The following is a 20039-nucleotide window of genomic DNA, read 5'->3' on the forward strand; positions in this document are numbered from 1 at the left end:
CTGGTCGTGCGTCATCAGAGAGAATCCGGGTTATGTTGCAGTTCATCCTCCGACGTCTGGGACTTGTTATCCCCACGTTTATCGGTATCACCCTTCTCACTTTTGCCTTCGTCCATATGATCCCCGGCGACCCGGTAATGATTATGGCGGGCGAGCGTGGTATTTCCCCTGAGCGCCATGCACAGCTGCTGGCTGAACTTGGCCTCGATAAGCCAATGTGGCAGCAGTATCTCCACTATATCTGGGGCGTGCTGCACGGTGATTTAGGGATTTCACTGAAAAGCCGTCTTCCGGTGTGGGACGAGTTCGTGCCGCGTTTTAAAGCGACGCTGGAGCTTGGCGTCTGCGCCATGATTTTCGCCACCGCGGTGGGTATTCCTGTCGGGGTACTGGCTGCCGTTAAGCGTGGCTCTATTTTTGACCACACCGCTGTGGGCCTGGCGCTGACCGGCTACTCCATGCCTATCTTCTGGTGGGGCATGATGCTGATCATGCTGGTCTCGGTGCAGCTTAACCTGACACCGGTCTCCGGGCGCGTCAGCGATATGGTCTTCCTGGATGACTCCAACCCGCTCACTGGCTTTATGCTGATTGATACGGCTATCTGGGGCGAAGAGGGCAACTTCATGGATGCCGTCGCGCATATGATCCTGCCTGCCATGGTGCTGGGCACCATTCCTCTGGCGGTGATCGTGCGTATGACCCGTTCATCGATGCTGGAAGTGCTGGGTGAGGATTATATCCGCACCGCGCGCGCAAAGGGCCTGACGCGTATGCGCGTTATCATCGTCCATGCGCTGCGTAACGCCATGCTGCCGGTGGTGACCGTTATCGGTCTCCAGGTGGGGACATTGCTGGCGGGGGCGATCCTGACCGAAACCATCTTCTCCTGGCCGGGCCTGGGCCGCTGGCTGATTGACGCGCTGCAACGCCGTGACTATCCGGTGGTGCAGGGCGGTGTGCTGCTGGTCGCGACGATGATTATCCTCGTCAACCTGCTGGTCGATTTGCTGTACGGCGTGGTGAACCCGCGTATTCGTCATAAGAAGTAAGGGGCCATCATGTCACAGGTTTCTGAAAACAAAGTTGTTGCTGCACCGGTTCCGATGACGCCGATGCAGGAGTTCTGGCACTACTTCAAGCGCAACAAAGGCGCGGTGGTGGGGCTGGTGTATGTCGCTATCATGATCCTGATTGCGGTGTTTGCTAACGTCCTCGCGCCGTATAACCCGGCGGATCAGTTCCGCGATGCGCTGCTCGCCCCGCCTGCCTGGCAGGATGGCGGTAGCCTGGCGCACCTGCTGGGGACCGATGATGTGGGCCGCGATGTGCTGTCGCGTCTAATGTACGGTGCGCGCCTGTCGCTGCTGGTCGGCTGCCTGGTGGTGGTGTTATCCCTGATTATGGGGATCGTACTGGGTCTGGTTGCCGGCTACTTCGGCGGTATCGTTGATAACATCATCATGCGTATCGTCGACATCATGCTGGCGCTGCCAAGCCTGCTGCTGGCCCTGGTGCTGGTGGCGATCTTCGGTCCGTCGATCGGTAACGCCGCCCTGGCGCTAACGTTCGTGGCGCTTCCTCACTACGTGCGTTTAACCCGTGCGGCGGTGCTGGTGGAAGTGAACCGCGATTACGTCACCGCCTCTCGCGTGGCGGGTGCCGGTGCGATGCGCCAGATGTTCGTCAATATCTTCCCGAACTGCCTTGCGCCGCTGATCGTTCAGGCGTCGCTCGGTTTCTCTAACGCCATTCTTGATATGGCCGCTCTTGGCTTCCTGGGCATGGGTGCGCAGCCGCCAACACCGGAGTGGGGCACCATGCTCTCCGACGTGTTGCAGTTCGCACAAAGCGCCTGGTGGGTTGTCACCTTCCCGGGTCTGGCAATCCTGCTGACGGTGCTGGCATTTAACCTGATGGGTGATGGCCTGCGTGATGCGCTTGATCCCAAACTGAAGCAGTAAGAGGCACGAGATGGCGTTATTAAATGTAGATAAATTATCGGTGCACTTCGGCGATGAAGGCACCCCGTTTCGCGCCGTGGACCGCATCAGCTACAGCGTAAATCAGGGCGAAGTGGTTGGCATTGTCGGGGAGTCCGGTTCCGGTAAGTCAGTGAGCTCGCTGGCGATCATGGGGCTGATTGATTACCCGGGCCGCGTGATGGCGGAAAACCTGCAGTTCAACGGTCAGGACCTGAAGCGCATTTCTGAGAAACAGCGCCGCCAGCTGGTGGGTGCGGAAGTGGCGATGATTTTCCAAGATCCGATGACCAGCCTGAACCCGTGCTACACCGTCGGTTTCCAGATTATGGAAGCAATCAAGGTGCATCAGGGCGGGAATAAGAAAACCCGTCGTCAGCGGGCGATCGATCTGCTGAACCAGGTGGGCATTCCTGACCCGGCATCGCGTCTGGACGTTTACCCGCACCAGCTTTCAGGTGGGATGAGCCAGCGCGTGATGATCGCCATGGCGATTGCCTGTCGGCCAAAGCTGCTGATTGCCGATGAACCGACGACGGCGCTGGATGTGACCATCCAGGCGCAAATCATCGAGCTGCTGCTGGAGCTGCAGCAGAAAGAGAACATGGCGCTGGTGCTGATTACGCACGATCTGGCGCTGGTGGCTGAAGCTGCGCACAAAATCATCGTGATGTATGCCGGCCAGGTGGTCGAGACCGGAAATTCACACGATATCTTCCGCGCGCCGCGTCACCCGTATACCCAGGCGCTTTTACGCGCGCTGCCGGAGTTTGCTCAGGATAAAGCGCGTCTGGCGTCGCTGCCGGGTGTGGTGCCGGGCAAATATGACCGTCCGCAGGGCTGTCTGCTCAATCCGCGCTGTCCGTATGCGACGGACAAATGCCGGGCAGAAGAGCCAGAGCTGAACCAGCTGGCTGACGGTCGTCAGTCGAAATGCCACTACCCACTCGATGATGCCGGGAGGCCAACACTATGAGTACGCAACAGGCCACCACGCAACAGCCGCTGTTGCAGGCCATCGACCTGAAAAAATATTACCCGGTGAAGAAGGGGCTGTTTGCCCCTGAACGCCTGGTGAAAGCGCTGGACGGCGTCTCCTTTAACCTCGAACGCGGTAAAACGCTGGCGGTGGTGGGGGAGTCCGGCTGCGGGAAATCCACGCTGGGCCGTCTGCTGACGATGATTGAAGTGCCAACCGGCGGCGAGCTCTATTATCAGGGGCAGGATCTGCTCAAGCACGACCCGCAGGCGCAGAAGCTGCGTCGCCAGAAAATCCAGATTGTGTTCCAGAACCCGTACGGTTCTTTGAACCCGCGTAAAAAAGTGGGGCAGATTCTGGAAGAGCCGCTGCTGATCAACAGTAATCTGAGCAAAGAGCAGCGCCGTGAAAAAGCGCTGGCGATGATGGCGAAGGTCGGCCTCAAAACCGAGCACTATGACCGCTACCCGCACATGTTCTCCGGCGGCCAGCGCCAGCGTATCGCAATCGCGCGCGGTCTGATGCTTGACCCGGACGTGGTGATTGCCGATGAACCTGTTTCAGCGCTCGACGTCTCCGTGCGGGCGCAGGTGCTGAACCTGATGATGGATCTCCAGCAGGAGCTGGGGCTCTCCTACGTGTTCATCTCCCACGACCTGTCGGTGGTGGAGCATATTGCCGATGAAGTGATGGTGATGTACCTGGGGCGCTGCGTGGAGAAGGGGACCAAAGACCAGATCTTTAATAACCCTCGTCACCCGTACACCCAGGCGCTGCTGTCTGCGACGCCGCGTCTGAACCCGGACGATCGTCGTGAGCGCATAAAGCTGACGGGAGAGCTGCCAAGCCCGCTGAATCCGCCGCCGGGATGTGCATTCAACGCCCGCTGCAGCCGCCGCTTTGGCCCCTGCACCCAGCTACAGCCGCAGCTGAAGGATTATGGCGGCCAGCTGGTTGCCTGCTTCGCGGTCGATCAGGATGAAAATGGCGAGAAGCCACAGGCATAACGAAAAAAACCGGCGATAAGCCGGTTTTTTTATGTCTGCTTGATTATTTCCGCAGGCGAATCTGGTCGACGGCGTGCTTCTCGCTCTTGGTGAGGATCAGGCTCGCGCGCTCGCGCGTCGGCAGGATGTTCTCTTTAAGATTCACATAGTTGATTTCATTCCACAGTCCCGTGGCCACATTGATCGCTTCTTCTTCAGAAAGCTGAGCATAGTGGTGAAAATAGGAATCCGGGTCAGTGAACGCCCCTTCGCGGAACTTCAGGAAGCGGTTGATGTACCAGTTTTGCAGCAGGTCTTCCGGCGCATCGACATAAATAGAGAAATCGACGAAATCCGAGACAAAGACGTGATGCGGATCGTGAGGATAGTCCATGCCGCTTTGCAGCACGTTGAGTCCTTCCAGAATGAGAATATCCGGCTGGACCACCGTCTTATCCCCACCCGGGATGCGATCGTAGATCAGGTGCGAATAGACCGGCGCCGTCACGTGAGGCACGCCGGATTTCAGATCGGAGACAAACTTCACCAGACGGTGCATATCATAAGAGAGCGGGAAGCCTTTCTTCTTCATCAGCCCGCGTTCTTTTAATACTTCGTTTGGATGCAGGAAGCCGTCGGTCGTGATCAGCTCCACGCTGCGGTGTTCCGGCCAGCGGCTCAACAGTGCCTGCAGGACGCGTGCGGTGGTGCTTTTACCCACGGCCACGCTGCCTGCGATACTGATGATATAAGGAATGCGTTGACCGTTCGTCCCGAGAAACTGCTCCAGCACCGCCTGACGACGCAGGTTCGAGCTGATATAGAAGTTAAGCAAGCGCGAGAGGGGGAGATAAATTTCTGCCACTTCTTCAAGGGACAGATCTTCGTTTATCCCTTTTAACCGTGCGATTTCACCTTCCGTCAGCGTCATAGGGACGGAATCACGCAGGGCAGCCCACTGGCTGCGGTTAAAGTGAAGATAAGGCGTCATTAACGTTTGCTCTTTTTTGCTCATAAGCATGCTTCAGTGAGCCAGCATTAAACTGCCGGATCGTGGCTCATCACACAGTTAATTTTGGACAATGGGCAGGAGGTTAACACCAGATGACAGGAATAATAAGAAAAAAGATGGAAAGCGCTGCGTTACGCGGAGGCCGTCACGCTACGGTGTTTACAGTGCAAATACCCCTTACATGTTGATTATTTGACCGCGAATGACTACTTTTACAGCGCTCAACACGCTGTTAGCATAAATTGTGAGCGAAAGAACGTTTTATGCAAATTTTTAGTTGCATGACCGCGCAGGTATCCATAGAATGCGCGCTACTTGATGCCGACTTAGCTCAGTAGGTAGAGCAACTGACTTGTAATCAGTAGGTCACCAGTTCGATTCCGGTAGTCGGCACCATCAAGTCCGGTGGGGTTCCCGAGCGGCCAAAGGGAGCAGACTGTAAATCTGCCGTCACAGACTTCGAAGGTTCGAATCCTTCCCCCACCACCACTTTCTGGCAGCGTAAATGCCGCCGGAGCTGGTTGGAAAAATTAGCCAGCTCAAACTGAAAAAGAGAGAAATCTCTTTTTTTGTTACAGAAAGAACTGGGTAGCCGAGTTTCAGGATGCGGGCATCGTATAATGGCTATTACCTCAGCCTTCCAAGCTGATGATGCGGGTTCGATTCCCGCTGCCCGCTCCAATACGTGCTGATATGGCTCAGTTGGTAGAGCGCACCCTTGGTAAGGGTGAGGTCCCCAGTTCGACTCTGGGTATCAGCACCACTTCACTTCTCCTTCCCGTTTCTCTCTGTTTCAATTTTACTGTATTCAACAATTCAGGCATTTCGCCTGGTTGATGTGGTGATATCACCGATTTATCCGTGTCTTAGAGGGACAATCGATGTCTAAAGAAAAGTTTGAACGTACAAAACCGCACGTTAACGTCGGTACTATCGGCCACGTTGACCATGGTAAAACAACGCTGACCGCTGCAATCACTACCGTTCTGGCAAAAACCTACGGTGGTTCTGCTCGTGCATTCGACCAGATCGATAACGCACCAGAAGAAAAAGCTCGTGGTATCACCATCAACACCTCTCACGTTGAGTACGACACCCCGACTCGCCACTACGCACACGTAGACTGCCCAGGCCACGCCGACTATGTTAAAAACATGATCACCGGTGCTGCGCAGATGGACGGCGCGATCCTGGTTGTTGCTGCGACTGACGGCCCAATGCCTCAGACTCGTGAGCACATCCTGCTGGGTCGTCAGGTAGGCGTTCCTTACATCATCGTGTTCCTGAACAAATGCGACATGGTTGATGACGAAGAGCTGCTGGAACTGGTAGAGATGGAAGTTCGTGAACTGCTGTCTCAGTACGATTTCCCAGGCGACGATACCCCAATCGTTCGTGGTTCTGCTCTGAAAGCGCTGGAAGGCGACGCAGAGTGGGAAGCGAAAATCATCGAACTGGCTGGCTTCCTGGATTCTTACATCCCAGAACCAGAGCGTGCGATTGACAAGCCATTCCTGCTGCCAATCGAAGACGTATTCTCCATCTCCGGTCGTGGTACCGTTGTTACCGGTCGTGTAGAGCGCGGTATCATCAAAGTTGGTGAAGAAGTTGAAATCGTTGGTATCAAAGAGACTGCGAAGTCTACCTGTACTGGCGTTGAAATGTTCCGCAAACTGCTGGACGAAGGCCGTGCTGGTGAGAACGTTGGTGTTCTGCTGCGTGGTATCAAACGTGAAGAAATCGAACGTGGTCAGGTTCTGGCGAAGCCAGGCTCAATCAAGCCACACACCAAGTTCGAATCTGAAGTGTACATCCTGTCCAAAGACGAAGGCGGCCGTCATACTCCGTTCTTCAAAGGCTACCGTCCACAGTTCTACTTCCGTACTACTGACGTGACCGGTACCATCGAACTGCCAGAAGGCGTTGAGATGGTAATGCCAGGCGACAACATCAAGATGGTTGTGACGCTGATCCACCCAATCGCGATGGACGACGGTCTGCGTTTCGCAATCCGTGAAGGTGGCCGTACCGTTGGCGCGGGCGTGGTTGCTAAAGTTCTCGGCTAATTGCTGATAACATTTGACGCAATGCGCAATAAAAGGGCATCATTTGATGCCCTTTTTGCACGCTTTCACGTCAGAACCTGGCTCATCAGTGATTATTTTTGTCATAATCATTGCTGAGACAGGCTCTGCAGAGAGCGTATAATTCGAAAAGCGAATTAGCATTTCGATTTGGTTTGCCTCGCAATCGCGGGGTGAAAATGTTTGTAGAATACTTCTGACAGGTTGGTTTATGAGTGCGAATACCGAAGCTCAAGGGAGCGGGCGCGGCCTGGAAGCGATGAAATGGGTAGTAGTAGCCGTTCTGCTGATCGTAGCGATTGTCGGCAACTACCTTTATCGTGACATGATGCTGCCGCTACGCGCGCTTGCAGTGGTAATTCTGATTGCTGCAGCGGGTGGTGTCGCGCTGTTGACGACGAAAGGCAAAGCGACCGTCGCTTTTGCTCGCGAAGCGCGTACCGAAGTCCGTAAGGTAATTTGGCCGACTCGCCAGGAAACATTGCACACCACGCTGATCGTAGCGGCGGTTACCGCTGTAATGTCACTGATCCTGTGGGGACTGGATGGTATTCTGGTTCGCCTGGTATCCTTTATCACTGGCCTGAGGTTCTGAGATGTCTGAAGCCCCTAAAAAGCGCTGGTACGTCGTTCAGGCGTTTTCCGGTTTTGAAGGCCGCGTAGCAACGTCGCTGCGTGAGCATATCAAATTACACAACATGGAAGAGTTATTTGGCGAAGTTATGGTTCCGACCGAAGAAGTGGTCGAGATCCGTGGCGGCCAGCGTCGCAAAAGCGAGCGCAAATTCTTCCCGGGTTACGTGCTGGTTCAGATGGTGATGAACGACGCGAGCTGGCACCTGGTGCGCAGCGTACCGCGCGTGATGGGCTTTATCGGCGGCACGTCTGACCGTCCGGCGCCAATCAGCGACAAAGAAGTGGATGCGATTATGAACCGCCTGCAGCAGGTTGGTGATAAGCCGCGTCCGAAAACGCTGTTTGAACCGGGTGAAATGGTTCGTGTTAATGACGGTCCGTTTGCTGACTTTAACGGCGTTGTTGAAGAAGTGGACTACGAAAAGTCCCGCCTGAAAGTTTCTGTATCTATCTTCGGTCGTGCGACCCCGGTAGAACTGGACTTTGCGCAGGTCGAAAAAGCCTAAGCAGCGATCAAAAAAGCGACGATTTAATCGTTGCACAGGGCGCGAGATTGGAATACAATTTCGCGCCTTTTGTTTTTATGGGCCCGGCCCGTAAAACGAATTTTATTCACGGGGAGCCTCACTGAGGCGCTATTACCCAATCAGAGGATTTTAGAATGGCTAAGAAAGTACAAGCCTACGTCAAGCTGCAGGTTGCAGCTGGTATGGCGAACCCAAGTCCACCAGTTGGTCCAGCTCTGGGTCAGCAGGGTGTGAACATCATGGAATTCTGTAAAGCGTTCAACGCAAAAACGGAATCCCTGGAAAAAGGTCTGCCAATCCCAGTCGTAATCACTGTTTACGCTGACCGTTCTTTCACTTTCGTTACCAAAACCCCTCCTGCAGCAGTTCTGCTGAAGAAAGCGGCTGGTATCAAGTCTGGTTCCGGTAAACCGAACAAAGACAAAGTGGGTAAAATTTCCCGCGCTCAGCTGCAGGAAATCGCGCAGACCAAAGCTGCCGACATGACTGGTGCCGACATTGAAGCGATGACTCGCTCAATCGAAGGTACTGCACGTTCCATGGGCCTGGTAGTGGAGGACTAAGAAATGGCTAAACTGACCAAGCGCATGTCCGTGATCCGTGACAAAGTTGATGCGACCAAACAGTACGACATCAACGAAGCTATCGCTCTGCTGAAAGAACTGGCAACTGCTAAGTTCGTTGAAAGCGTTGACGTTGCCGTTAACCTGGGCATCGACGCGCGTAAATCCGATCAGAACGTTCGTGGCGCAACTGTACTGCCACACGGTACTGGCCGTTCCGTACGTGTAGCTGTATTTGCTCAGGGTGCAAACGCTGAAGCTGCTAAAGCTGCCGGCGCTGAACTGGTAGGTATGGAAGATCTGGCTGATCAGATCAAGAAAGGCGAAATGAACTTTGACGTTGTTATTGCTTCTCCAGATGCAATGCGCGTTGTTGGCCAGCTGGGCCAGGTTCTGGGTCCACGCGGCCTGATGCCAAACCCGAAAGTGGGTACTGTAACCCCTAACGTTGCTGAAGCGGTTAAGAACGCTAAAGCAGGTCAGGTTCGTTATCGTAACGACAAAAACGGCATCATCCACACCACCATCGGTAAAGTGGACTTTGACGCTGACAAACTGAAAGAAAACCTGGAAGCTCTGCTGGTTGCGCTGAAAAAAGCAAAACCAACTCAGGCGAAAGGCGTGTACATCAAGAAAGTTAGCATCTCCACCACCATGGGTGCAGGTGTTGCAGTTGACCAGGCTGGCCTGAGCGCTGCTGCAAACTAATGCCTTTACGTGGGCGGTGATTTTGTCTACAATCTTACCCCCACGTTTGCTAACGAAAGTTAGCGGCTAAAAGAATTGTTCGTTGGAGCCTGGCCTAATCCAGGCCTCCGTCGAAGACCGCAGGTGTTTCGCAAGAGACTTAATCCCCTGCGTAGACGGTGACAGAACGCTAAGATTATTTTTGGATACTCTGGCTTGTTTCTGCTCACCGTATTAAGACGCTCTTTCCGTTGGGGAGAGTGAAGTGAGTTCCGGAACATGAGTTCCGGCAAACATCCAGGAGCAAAGCTAATGGCTTTAAATCTTCAAGACAAACAAGCGATTGTTGCTGAAGTCAGCGAAGTAGCCAAAGGCGCGCTGTCTGCAGTAGTTGCGGATTCCCGTGGCGTTACTGTAGACAAAATGACTGAACTGCGTAAAGCAGGTCGTGAAGCTGGCGTTTACATGCGTGTTGTTCGTAACACCCTGCTGCGCCGTGCTGTTGAAGGTACCTCTTTTGAGTGCCTGAAAGACACGTTTGTTGGTCCGACCCTGATTGCATACTCTATGGAACACCCGGGCGCTGCTGCTCGTCTGTTCAAAGAGTTCGCGAAAGCGAATGCAAAATTTGAGGTCAAAGCCGCTGCCTTTGAAGGTGAGCTGATCCCGGCGTCTCAGATCGACCGCCTGGCAACTCTGCCGACCTACGAAGAAGCAATTGCACGCCTGATGGCAACCATGAAAGAAGCTTCGGCTGGCAAACTGGTTCGTACTCTGGCTGCTGTACGCGATGCGAAAGAAGCTGCTTAATCGCAGTTATCTTTATAAAGCATCTGCTTACGTATAAACTTATTCTGATATTCAGGAACAATTTAAATGTCTATCACTAAAGATCAAATCATTGAAGCAGTATCCGCTATGTCCGTAATGGACGTTGTTGAGCTGATCTCTGCAATGGAAGAAAAATTCGGTGTTTCTGCTGCTGCTGCTGTAGCTGTTGCTGCTGGCCCAGCTGCTGACGCTGCTGAAGAGAAAACTGAATTCGACGTAATTCTGAAAGCTGCTGGCGCGAACAAAGTTGCAGTAATCAAAGCTGTTCGTGGCGCTACCGGTCTGGGTCTGAAAGAAGCTAAAGACCTGGTAGAATCTGCTCCAGCTGCGCTGAAAGAAGGCGTGAGCAAAGACGACGCAGAAGCACTGAAAAAATCTCTGGAAGAAGCTGGCGCTGAAGTTGAAGTTAAATAAGCCAACTTTTCTGGTTGCAGCCTAAGTCATTAGGCTGATGGCTGGTGACTTTTTAGTCACCAGCCTTTTTGCGCTGTAAGGCCTCGGTAGCATTTCACACTGTTTGACTATCGATGTGTCTTTCAATGCTTGTTTCTATCGACGACTTAATATACTGCGACAGGGTGCTCGCTCTGTGTAAATCGCAATGAAATGGTTTAAGCGTGATAGCAACAGGTATTGCGGAAAGTATTCAATTTTCCGGTCCACAAAATGGTGTTGCACAAACTGTCCCTTCGTCGGACAGATGGGTCGACTTGTCAGCGAGCTGAGGAACCCTATGGTTTACTCCTATACCGAGAAAAAACGTATTCGTAAGGATTTTGGTAAACGTCCACAAGTTCTGGACATTCCATATCTCCTTTCTATCCAGCTTGACTCGTTCCAGAAGTTTATCGAGCAAGATCCTGAAGGGCAGTACGGTCTGGAAGCAGCCTTCCGCTCCGTGTTCCCGATTCAGAGCTACAGCGGTAACTCCGAGCTGCAGTACGTCAGCTACCGCCTTGGCGAACCGGTGTTTGACGTTCAGGAATGTCAGATCCGTGGCGTGACCTATTCCGCACCGCTGCGCGTGAAACTGCGTCTGGTGATCTACGAGCGCGAAGCGCCGGAAGGCACCGTAAAAGACATTAAAGAACAAGAAGTCTACATGGGTGAAATTCCACTCATGACAGACAACGGTACTTTCGTTATTAACGGTACTGAGCGTGTTATCGTTTCCCAGCTGCATCGTAGCCCGGGCGTCTTCTTCGACAGCGATAAAGGTAAAACGCACTCTTCCGGTAAAGTACTGTATAACGCACGCATCATTCCTTACCGTGGTTCCTGGCTGGACTTCGAGTTCGATCCAAAAGACAACCTGTTTGTCCGTATCGACCGTCGTCGTAAACTGCCTGCAACCATCATTCTGCGTGCACTGAACTATACCACTGAGCAGATCCTGGACCTGTTCTTTGAGAAAGTGATCTTTGAAATCCGCGACAACAAGCTGCAGATGGAGCTGGTGCCGGAACGTCTGCGTGGTGAGACCGCGTCGTTCGACATCGAAGCCGACGGCAAAGTGTATGTGGAAAAAGGTCGCCGTATCACCGCGCGCCACATCCGCCAGCTGGAAAAAGATGATATCAAACACATCGAAGTTCCGGTTGAATACATTGCAGGAAAAGTAGCCGCGAAAGATTACGTTGACGAATCAACTGGCGAGCTGATCTGCCCGGCTAACATGGAGCTGAGCCTGGATCTGCTGGCTAAGCTGAGTCAGGCTGGCCACAAACGTATCGAAACGCTGTTCACCAACGATCTGGACCACGGTCCGTACATCTCTGAGACTGTACGCGTCGACCCAACCAACGATCGTCTGAGCGCGCTGGTAGAAATCTACCGCATGATGCGTCCTGGTGAGCCACCAACTCGCGAAGCGGCTGAAAGCCTGTTCGAGAACCTGTTCTTCTCCGAAGACCGCTACGATCTGTCCGCGGTTGGTCGTATGAAGTTCAACCGTTCTCTGCTGCGCGACGAAATCGAAGGTTCCGGTATCCTGAGCAAAGACGACATCATCGAAGTGATGAAGAAGCTCATCGATATCCGTAACGGCAAAGGCGAAGTGGACGACATCGACCACCTCGGCAACCGTCGTATCCGTTCCGTAGGCGAAATGGCGGAAAACCAGTTCCGCGTTGGCCTGGTACGTGTAGAGCGTGCGGTGAAAGAGCGTCTGTCTCTGGGCGATCTGGATACCCTGATGCCTCAGGATATGATCAACGCCAAGCCGATTTCTGCAGCAGTGAAAGAGTTCTTCGGTTCCAGCCAGCTGTCTCAGTTCATGGACCAGAACAACCCGCTGTCTGAGATTACGCACAAGCGTCGTATCTCTGCACTCGGCCCAGGCGGTCTGACCCGTGAGCGTGCAGGCTTCGAAGTTCGAGACGTACACCCGACCCACTACGGTCGCGTATGTCCAATCGAAACGCCTGAAGGTCCAAACATCGGTCTGATCAACTCCCTGTCCGTGTATGCACAGACAAACGAATACGGTTTCCTCGAGACCCCGTACCGTAAAGTGACCGACGGTGTTGTTACCGACGAAATTCATTACCTGTCTGCTATCGAAGAAGGCAACTACGTTATCGCTCAGGCGAACTCCAACCTGGATGACGAAGGCCACTTTGTAGAAGATCTGGTTACCTGCCGTAGCAAAGGCGAATCCAGCTTGTTCAGCCGCGACCAGGTTGACTACATGGACGTATCCACCCAGCAGGTGGTATCCGTCGGTGCGTCCCTGATCCCGTTCCTGGAACACGATGACGCCAACCGTGCATTGATGGGTGCGAACATGCAACGTCAGGCCGTTCCAACTCTGCGTGCTGATAAGCCGCTGGTTGGTACCGGTATGGAACGTGCTGTTGCCGTTGACTCCGGTGTTACTGCAGTTGCTAAGCGTGGCGGTACTGTTCAGTACGTGGATGCCTCCCGTATCGTTATCAAAGTTAACGAAGACGAGATGTACCCGGGCGAAGCAGGTATCGACATTTATAACCTGACCAAATACACCCGTTCTAACCAGAACACCTGTATCAACCAGATGCCTTGCGTATCTCTGGGTGAGCCAGTTGAGCGCGGCGACGTGCTGGCAGACGGTCCGTCCACCGACCTCGGTGAACTGGCGCTCGGTCAGAACATGCGCGTAGCGTTCATGCCGTGGAACGGTTACAACTTCGAAGACTCCATCCTCGTCTCCGAGCGTGTGGTTCAGGAAGATCGTTTCACCACCATCCACATTCAGGAACTGGCGTGTGTGTCCCGTGACACCAAGCTGGGGCCAGAAGAGATCACTGCTGACATCCCTAACGTGGGTGAAGCTGCGCTCTCCAAACTGGATGAATCCGGTATTGTTTACATCGGTGCGGAAGTGACCGGCGGCGACATTCTGGTTGGTAAGGTTACGCCGAAAGGTGAAACCCAGCTGACGCCAGAAGAGAAACTGCTGCGTGCCATCTTCGGTGAGAAAGCGTCTGACGTTAAAGACTCTTCTCTGCGCGTACCAAACGGTGTTTCCGGTACGGTTATCGACGTTCAGGTCTTCACTCGTGATGGCGTTGAGAAAGATAAGCGTGCGCTGGAAATCGAAGAGATGCAGCTCAAACAGGCTAAGAAAGACCTGTCTGAAGAACTGCAGATCCTCGAAGCGGGTCTGTTCAGCCGTATCTATGCGGTGCTGGTTGCCGGTGGCGTTGAAGCTGAGAAGCTCGACAAACTGCCACGCGATCGCTGGCTGGAACTGGGCCTGACCGACGAAGAGAAACAAAATCAGCTGGAACAGCTGGCTGAGCAGTATGACGAACTGAAACACGAGTTCGAGAAAAAACTCGAAGCGAAACGCCGCAAAATCACTCAGGGCGACGATCTGGCACCAGGCGTGCTGAAGATTGTTAAGGTCTATCTGGCTGTTAAACGTCAGATCCAGCCTGGTGATAAGATGGCAGGTCGTCACGGTAACAAGGGTGTTATCTCTAAGATCAACCCGATCGAAGATATGCCGCACGATGCTAACGGTACGCCGGTAGATATCGTACTGAACCCACTGGGCGTACCGTCTCGTATGAACATTGGTCAGATCCTGGAAACTCACCTGGGTATGGCTGCGAAAGGCATCGGCGACAAGATTAACGCCATGCTGAAACAGCAGCAGGAAGTCGCGAAACTGCGCGAATTCATCCAGCGTGCCTACGATCTGGGTACCGACGTGCGTCAGAAAGTCGACCTGAACACCTTCAGCGATGAAGAAGTGCTGCGTCTGGCAGAGAACCTGCGCAAAGGTATGCCAATTGCAACGCCGGTATTCGACGGTGCAAAAGAAGCTGAAATTAAAGAGCTGCTGCAACTGGGTGGTCTGCCAACGTCTGGTCAGATTACGCTGTTTGACGGCCGTACCGGTGAACAGTTCGAACGTCCGGTAACCGTAGGTTACATGTACATGCTGAAACTGAACCACCTGGTCGACGACAAGATGCACGCTCGTTCTACCGGTTCTTACAGCCTGGTTACTCAGCAGCCGCTGGGTGGTAAGGCACAGTTCGGTGGTCAGCGCTTCGGGGAGATGGAAGTGTGGGCGCTGGAAGCATACGGCGCGGCATACACCCTGCAGGAAATGCTCACCGTTAAGTCTGATGACGTGAACGGTCGTACCAAGATGTATAAGAACATCGTGGACGGCAACCATCAGATGGAACCAGGCATGCCAGAATCCTTCAACGTACTGTTGAAAGAGATTCGTTCGCTGGGTATCAACATCGAACTGGAAGACGAGTAATTCTCGCTCAAACAGGTCACTGGTGCCGGGTTAATCCCCGGCACCGGATTGTGCTAACTCCGACGGGAGCAAATCCGTGAAAGATTTATTAAAGTTTCTGAAAGCGCAGACTAAAACCGAAGAGTTTGATGCGATCAAAATTGCTCTGGCTTCGCCAGACATGATCCGTTCATGGTCTTTCGGTGAAGTTAAAAAGCCGGAAACCATCAACTACCGTACGTTCAAACCTGAGCGTGACGGCCTTTTCTGTGCGCGTATTTTCGGGCCAGTAAAAGATTACGAGTGCCTGTGCGGTAAGTACAAGCGCCTGAAACACCGCGGTGTGATCTGTGAGAAGTGCGGCGTTGAAGTGACCCAGACCAAAGTGCGCCGTGAGCGCATGGGCCACATCGAGCTGGCGTCTCCGACTGCTCACATCTGGTTCCTGAAATCACTGCCGTCCCGTATCGGTCTGCTGCTGGATATGCCGCTGCGTGATATCGAACGTGTTCTGTACTTCGAATCTTATGTGGTTATCGAAGGCGGGATGACGAACCTGGAACGTCATCAGATCCTGACTGAAGAGCAGTATCTGGACGCGCTGGAAGAGTTCGGTGACGAATTCGACGCGAAGATGGGTGCGGAAGCTATTCAGGCCCTGCTGAAGAGCATGGATCTGGAGCAAGAGTGCGAGCAGCTGCGTGAAGAGCTGAACGAAACCAACTCCGAAACCAAGCGTAAAAAGCTGACCAAGCGTATCAAACTGCTGGAAGCGTTCGTTCAGTCTGGTAACAAGCCAGAGTGGATGATCCTGACCGTTCTGCCGGTTCTGCCGCCAGATCTGCGTCCACTGGTTCCGCTGGATGGTGGTCGTTTCGCAACGTCCGATCTGAACGATCTGTATCGTCGCGTGATCAACCGTAACAACCGTCTGAAACGTCTGCTGGATCTGGCTGCGCCGGACATCATCGTACGCAACGAAAAACGTATGCTGCAGGAAGCGGTAGATGCCCTGCTGGATAACGGTCGTCGCGGTCGTGCGATCACCGGTTCTAACAAACGTCCTCTGAAATCTTTGGCCGACATGATCAAAGGTAAACAGGGTCGTTTCCGTCAGAACCTGCTCGGTAAGCGTGTTGACTACTCCGGTCGTTCTGTAATCACCGTAGGTCCATACCTGCGTCTGCATCAGTGCGGTCTGCCGAAGAAAATGGCACTGGAGCTGTTCAAACCGTTCATCTACGGCAAGCTGGAACTGCGTGGCCTGGCCACCACCATCAAAGCCGCTAAGAAAATGGTTGAGCGTGAAGAAGCTGTCGTTTGGGATATCCTGGACGAAGTTATCCGCGAACACCCGGTACTGCTGAACCGTGCACCAACCCTGCACCGTCTGGGTATCCAGGCATTTGAGCCAGTCCTGATCGAAGGTAAAGCGATCCAGCTGCACCCGCTGGTTTGTGCGGCATATAACGCCGACTTCGATGGTGACCAGATGGCTGTTCACGTACCGCTGACGCTGGAAGCCCAGCTCGAAGCGCGTGCGCTGATGATGTCTACCAACAACATCCTGTCTCCAGCGAACGGTGAGCCAATCATTGTTCCTTCTCAGGACGTTGTACTGGGTCTGTACTACATGACCCGTGACTGTGTTAACGCCAAAGGCGAAGGCATGGTGCTGACTGGCCCGAAAGAAGCTGAGCGTATTTATCGCGCTGGCCTGGCCTCTCTGCATGCGCGCGTTAAAGTGCGTATCACCGAATACGAAAAAGATGCAAACGGCGAATTCGTTGCGAAAACCAGCCTGAAAGACACGACCGTTGGCCGTGCCATTCTGTGGATGATCGTACCGAAAGGTCTGCCTTTCTCCATCGTCAACCAGGCGCTGGGCAAGAAAGCGATCTCCAAAATGCTGAACACCTGTTACCGCATTCTGGGCCTGAAGCCGACCGTTATCTTCGCTGACCAGACTATGTACACCGGCTTTGCTTATGCAGCGCGTTCAGGTGCATCTGTTGGTATCGATGACATGGTCATCCCAGAGAAGAAACACGAGATCATCTCTGAAGCGGAAGCTGAAGTTGCTGAGATCCAGGAGCAGTTCCAGTCTGGTCTGGTTACCGCGGGCGAACGCTATAACAAAGTTATCGATATCTGGGCAGCGGCGAACGATCGTGTATCCAAAGCGATGATGGATAACCTGCAGACCGAAACCGTGATTAACCGTGACGGCGTAGAAGAGCAGCAGGTTTCCTTCAACAGCATCTACATGATGGCCGACTCCGGTGCGCGTGGTTCTGCAGCACAGATTCGTCAGCTGGCAGGTATGCGTGGTCTGATGGCGAAGCCAGATGGCTCCATCATCGAAACGCCAATCACCGCGAACTTCCGTGAAGGTCTGAACGTACTCCAGTACTTCATCTCCACGCACGGTGCGCGTAAAGGTCTGGCGGATACCGCACTGAAAACCGCGAACTCCGGTTATCTGACGCGTCGTCTGGTAGACGTTGCGCAGGATCTGGTTGTGACCGAAGACGATTGTGGCACCCTAGAAGGTATCACCATGACCCCGGTTATCGAGGGTGGTGATGTTAAAGAGCCACTGCGCGATCGCGTACTGGGTCGTGTGACCGCGGAAGACATCCTGAAGCCGGGCACCGCAGACATTCTGGTTCCACGCAACACCCTGCTGCACGAACAGTGGTGTGACCTGCTGGAAGCGAACTCTGTTGACTCCGTGAAGGTGCGTTCCGTTGTATCCTGTGACACCGACTTTGGTGTATGTGCGCACTGCTACGGTCGTGACCTGGCGCGTGGCCACATCATCAACAAAGGTGAAGCCATCGGCGTTATCGCGGCACAGTCCATCGGTGAGCCGGGTACACAGCTGACGATGCGTACGTTCCACATCGGTGGTGCGGCATCTCGTGCGGCTGCTGAATCCAGCATCCAGGTGAAAAACAAAGGTAGCATCAAGCTCAGCAACGCGAAATCGGTTGTGAACTCCAGCGGTAAACTGGTTATCACTTCACGTAACACCGAGCTGAAGCTGATCGACGAATTCGGTCGTACCAAAGAGAGCTATAAAGTGCCTTACGGTGCGGTTATGGCGAAAGGTGATGGCGAGCAGGTTGCCGGCGGTGAAACCGTTGCAAACTGGGATCCACACACCATGCCGGTTATCACCGAAGTAAGTGGTTTCATCCGCTTCACTGACATGATCGACGGCCAGACCATTACTCGTCAGACTGACGAGCTGACCGGTCTGTCTTCTCTGGTGGTTCTGGATTCTGCTGAACGTACTACCGGCGGTAAAGATCTGCGTCCTGCACTGAAAATCGTTGATGCTCAGGGTAATGACGTTCTGATCCCAGGTACCGATATGCCTGCGCAGTACTTCCTGCCGGGTAAAGCGATTGTACAGCTGGAAGATGGCGTACAGATCAGCTCTGGTGACACCCTGGCGCGTATTCCTCAGGAATCCGGCGGTACCAAGGACATCACCGGTGGTCTGCCACGCGTTGCGGACCTGTTCGAAGCACGTCGTCCGAAAGAGCCGGCAATCCTGGCTGAAATCAGCGGTATCATCTCCTTCGGTAAAGAGACCAAAGGTAAGCGCCGTCTGGTTATCACTCCAGTAGATGGCAGCGAACCGTACGAAGAGATGATTCCTAAGTGGCGTCAGCTCAACGTGTTCGAAGGTGAACGCGTAGAACGTGGTGACGTGGTTTCCGACGGTCCAGAAGCGCCGCACGACATCCTGCGTCTGCGTGGTGTGCATGCTGTTACTCGTTACATCGTTAACGAAGTACAGGACGTATACCGCCTGCAGGGCGTTAAGATTAACGATAAACACATCGAAGTTATCGTTCGTCAGATGCTGCGTAAAGCAACCATCGAAAACGCGGGCAGCTCCGAGTTCCTCGAAGGCGAGCAGGTTGAATACTCACGCGTCAAGATCGCTAACCGCGAACTGGAAGCGAACGGCAAAATCGGTGCGACCTTCTCGCGCGATCTGCTGGGTATCACCAAAGCGTCTCTGGCAACCGAGTCCTTCATCTCTGCAGCATCGTTCCAGGAAACGACTCGTGTCCTGACCGAAGCCGCTGTTGCAGGTAAACGTGATGAACTGCGCGGTCTGAAAGAGAACGTTATCGTGGGTCGTCTGATCCCGGCTGGTACCGGTTATGCGTACCATCAGGATCGTATGCGTCGTCGTGCTGCAGGCGAACTGCCAGCTGCACCGCAGGTTACTGCTGAAGATGCATCCGCGAGCCTGGCAGAACTGCTGAACGCAGGTCTGGGTGGCTCCGACAACGAGTAATCGTTGAGTCGCTAATAAAAAACCCGCTTCGGCGGGTTTTTTTATATCTGCACTATTTCAGTTTACTAATGGGATCCGTCGATACAGCTCAATCATATCGCCCGCCAGGTCCTGTATGACCATGGCGTTCATCAGGTGATCCTGCGAGTGGACGGTGATCAGGTTAACCGGAAGCTTCCCGGTCCCTTCATCAAGACCGATAAGCTGCGTCTGTATGGTGTGCGCATGCTTCACATATTCCCGCGACTCTTCCATCGCTTTTTCGGCTTCGTCAAACTCACCTTTACGCGCCATCTGCAATGCCGTCAGGGCCGCACTGCGCGCCGCGCCTGCGTTAACAAGCAGTTCCATAATCGTGGTTTCTAAGTCTTCCATTATGACTCCAGAAGTTTGAGCGCTTTATCCAGTACGGCATCACCTTTCATCATGCCGTAATCCATCATGTCGATCACCGCGACCTTTTTGCCCAGCGGGTCGGCCTGCGCCTGTAATTTAGCCTGCTCGTATTTAACCTGTGGCCCCAGCAATACGATGTCGGCCGTTGCGATGTTGTCTTTAAACTCCGCAACCGGAACGGCTTTAATGGTGACTTCAACCCCTTTTTTCTGCGCGGCGTCTTTCATACGTTGAACCAGCATGCTGGTTGACATTCCCGCTGCACAGCATAAAACGATGTTCTTCATAATCAGC

16 protein-coding genes and 4 tRNA genes are annotated in these 20039 nt (G+C 53.6%); 17 read left to right on the forward strand and 3 right to left on the reverse strand.

Annotated elements, in window-relative coordinates:
* The first annotated feature begins 32 nt into the window (after positions 1–32).
* The 4 genes from dppB to dppF are packed head-to-tail and all read left to right on the forward strand — an operon-like array spanning position 33 to position 3968.
* Positions 33–1052, forward strand: a complete 1020-nt coding sequence (dppB, locus tag L362_RS03735; protein WP_008502770.1) for a dipeptide ABC transporter permease DppB — start codon at positions 33–35, stop codon at positions 1050–1052.
* Positions 1053–1061: 9 nt separating this feature from the next.
* Positions 1062–1964: a dipeptide ABC transporter permease DppC gene (dppC, locus tag L362_RS03730; RefSeq protein WP_008502771.1), complete on the forward strand. Its 903-nt coding sequence runs from the start codon at positions 1062–1064 to the stop codon at positions 1962–1964.
* A gap of 10 nt (positions 1965–1974) precedes the next feature.
* On the forward strand, positions 1975–2958 hold the full coding sequence (gene dppD / locus L362_RS03725; protein WP_008502772.1) for a dipeptide ABC transporter ATP-binding protein: 984 nt from the start codon (positions 1975–1977) through the stop codon (positions 2956–2958).
* A complete protein-coding gene (dppF, locus tag L362_RS03720) occupies positions 2955–3968 on the forward strand; it encodes a dipeptide ABC transporter ATP-binding subunit DppF (protein WP_023309965.1) in 1014 nt (337 codons plus the stop codon). The genes dppD and dppF overlap by 4 nt, the downstream gene beginning before the upstream one ends.
* A 43-nt stretch (positions 3969–4011) precedes the next feature.
* On the opposite strand, the gene coaA is transcribed toward dppF, so the two are convergent.
* Positions 4012–4962 (reverse strand): type I pantothenate kinase, encoded by a 951-nt coding sequence (coaA, locus tag L362_RS03715; RefSeq protein ID WP_021242480.1) that lies wholly within the window; start codon positions 4960–4962, stop codon positions 4012–4014.
* 317 nt (positions 4963–5279) lie between these two features.
* On the opposite strand from coaA, the gene L362_RS03710 reads away from it, so the two are divergent.
* The 13 genes from L362_RS03710 to rpoC all read left to right on the forward strand — a co-directional run bounded on the left by L362_RS03710 (position 5280) and on the right by rpoC (position 19349).
* A tRNA-Thr gene (locus L362_RS03710) sits at positions 5280–5355 on the forward strand.
* Between the two features lie 8 nt (positions 5356–5363).
* Positions 5364–5448: transfer RNA gene (locus tag L362_RS03705), tRNA-Tyr, on the forward strand.
* Between the two features lie 117 nt (positions 5449–5565).
* Positions 5566–5640, forward strand: a tRNA-Gly gene (locus L362_RS03700).
* A 6-nt stretch (positions 5641–5646) separates the two neighbouring features.
* Positions 5647–5722, forward strand: a tRNA-Thr gene (locus tag L362_RS03695).
* 118 nt (positions 5723–5840) lie between these two features.
* Complete coding sequence (gene tuf, locus L362_RS03690; protein WP_014830236.1) at positions 5841–7025, forward strand: elongation factor Tu; 1185 nt, start codon at positions 5841–5843, stop codon at positions 7023–7025.
* 229 nt (positions 7026–7254) lie between these two features.
* Positions 7255–7638: a preprotein translocase subunit SecE gene (gene secE, locus L362_RS03685; RefSeq protein WP_003862342.1), complete on the forward strand. Its 384-nt coding sequence runs from the start codon at positions 7255–7257 to the stop codon at positions 7636–7638.
* Between the two features lies 1 nt (position 7639).
* On the forward strand, positions 7640–8185 hold the full coding sequence (gene nusG / locus L362_RS03680) for a transcription termination/antitermination protein NusG (RefSeq protein ID WP_003862341.1): 546 nt from the start codon (positions 7640–7642) through the stop codon (positions 8183–8185).
* Between the two features lie 155 nt (positions 8186–8340).
* Positions 8341–8769 (forward strand): 50S ribosomal protein L11, encoded by a 429-nt coding sequence (gene rplK / locus L362_RS03675; protein WP_008503452.1) that lies wholly within the window; start codon positions 8341–8343, stop codon positions 8767–8769.
* A 3-nt stretch (positions 8770–8772) separates the two neighbouring features.
* Positions 8773–9477, forward strand: a complete 705-nt coding sequence (rplA, locus tag L362_RS03670; RefSeq protein ID WP_006810530.1) for a 50S ribosomal protein L1 — start codon at positions 8773–8775, stop codon at positions 9475–9477.
* A gap of 291 nt (positions 9478–9768) precedes the next feature.
* Positions 9769–10266, forward strand: a complete 498-nt coding sequence (gene rplJ, locus L362_RS03665; RefSeq protein ID WP_013095001.1) for a 50S ribosomal protein L10 — start codon at positions 9769–9771, stop codon at positions 10264–10266.
* 66 nt (positions 10267–10332) lie between these two features.
* Entirely contained in the window at positions 10333–10701 is a 369-nt protein-coding gene (gene rplL / locus L362_RS03660) for a 50S ribosomal protein L7/L12 (RefSeq protein ID WP_013095002.1), read from the forward strand.
* 319 nt (positions 10702–11020) lie between these two features.
* Entirely contained in the window at positions 11021–15049 is a 4029-nt protein-coding gene (gene rpoB / locus L362_RS03655) for a DNA-directed RNA polymerase subunit beta (protein WP_008503453.1), read from the forward strand.
* 76 nt (positions 15050–15125) lie between these two features.
* A complete protein-coding gene (gene rpoC, locus L362_RS03650; RefSeq protein WP_008503454.1) occupies positions 15126–19349 on the forward strand; it encodes a DNA-directed RNA polymerase subunit beta' in 4224 nt (1407 codons plus the stop codon).
* A 57-nt stretch (positions 19350–19406) separates the two neighbouring features.
* On the opposite strand, the gene L362_RS03645 is transcribed toward rpoC, so the two are convergent.
* Both L362_RS03645 and L362_RS03640 read right to left on the reverse strand, forming a co-directional pair.
* The gene (locus L362_RS03645; protein ID WP_008503455.1) at positions 19407–19724 is read right to left on the reverse strand and encodes a PTS lactose/cellobiose transporter subunit IIA; all 318 of its coding nucleotides are present in this window, start codon (positions 19722–19724) and stop codon (positions 19407–19409) included.
* Positions 19724–20032, reverse strand: a complete 309-nt coding sequence (locus L362_RS03640; protein WP_008503456.1) for a PTS sugar transporter subunit IIB — start codon at positions 20030–20032, stop codon at positions 19724–19726. Before L362_RS03640 ends, L362_RS03645 begins: the two co-directional genes overlap by 1 nt.
* Between the last annotated feature and the right edge of the window lie 7 nt (positions 20033–20039).

The organism is Enterobacter sp. MGH 16, assembly GCF_000493175.1.
GTDB lineage: Bacteria > Pseudomonadota > Gammaproteobacteria > Enterobacterales > Enterobacteriaceae > Enterobacter > Enterobacter roggenkampii.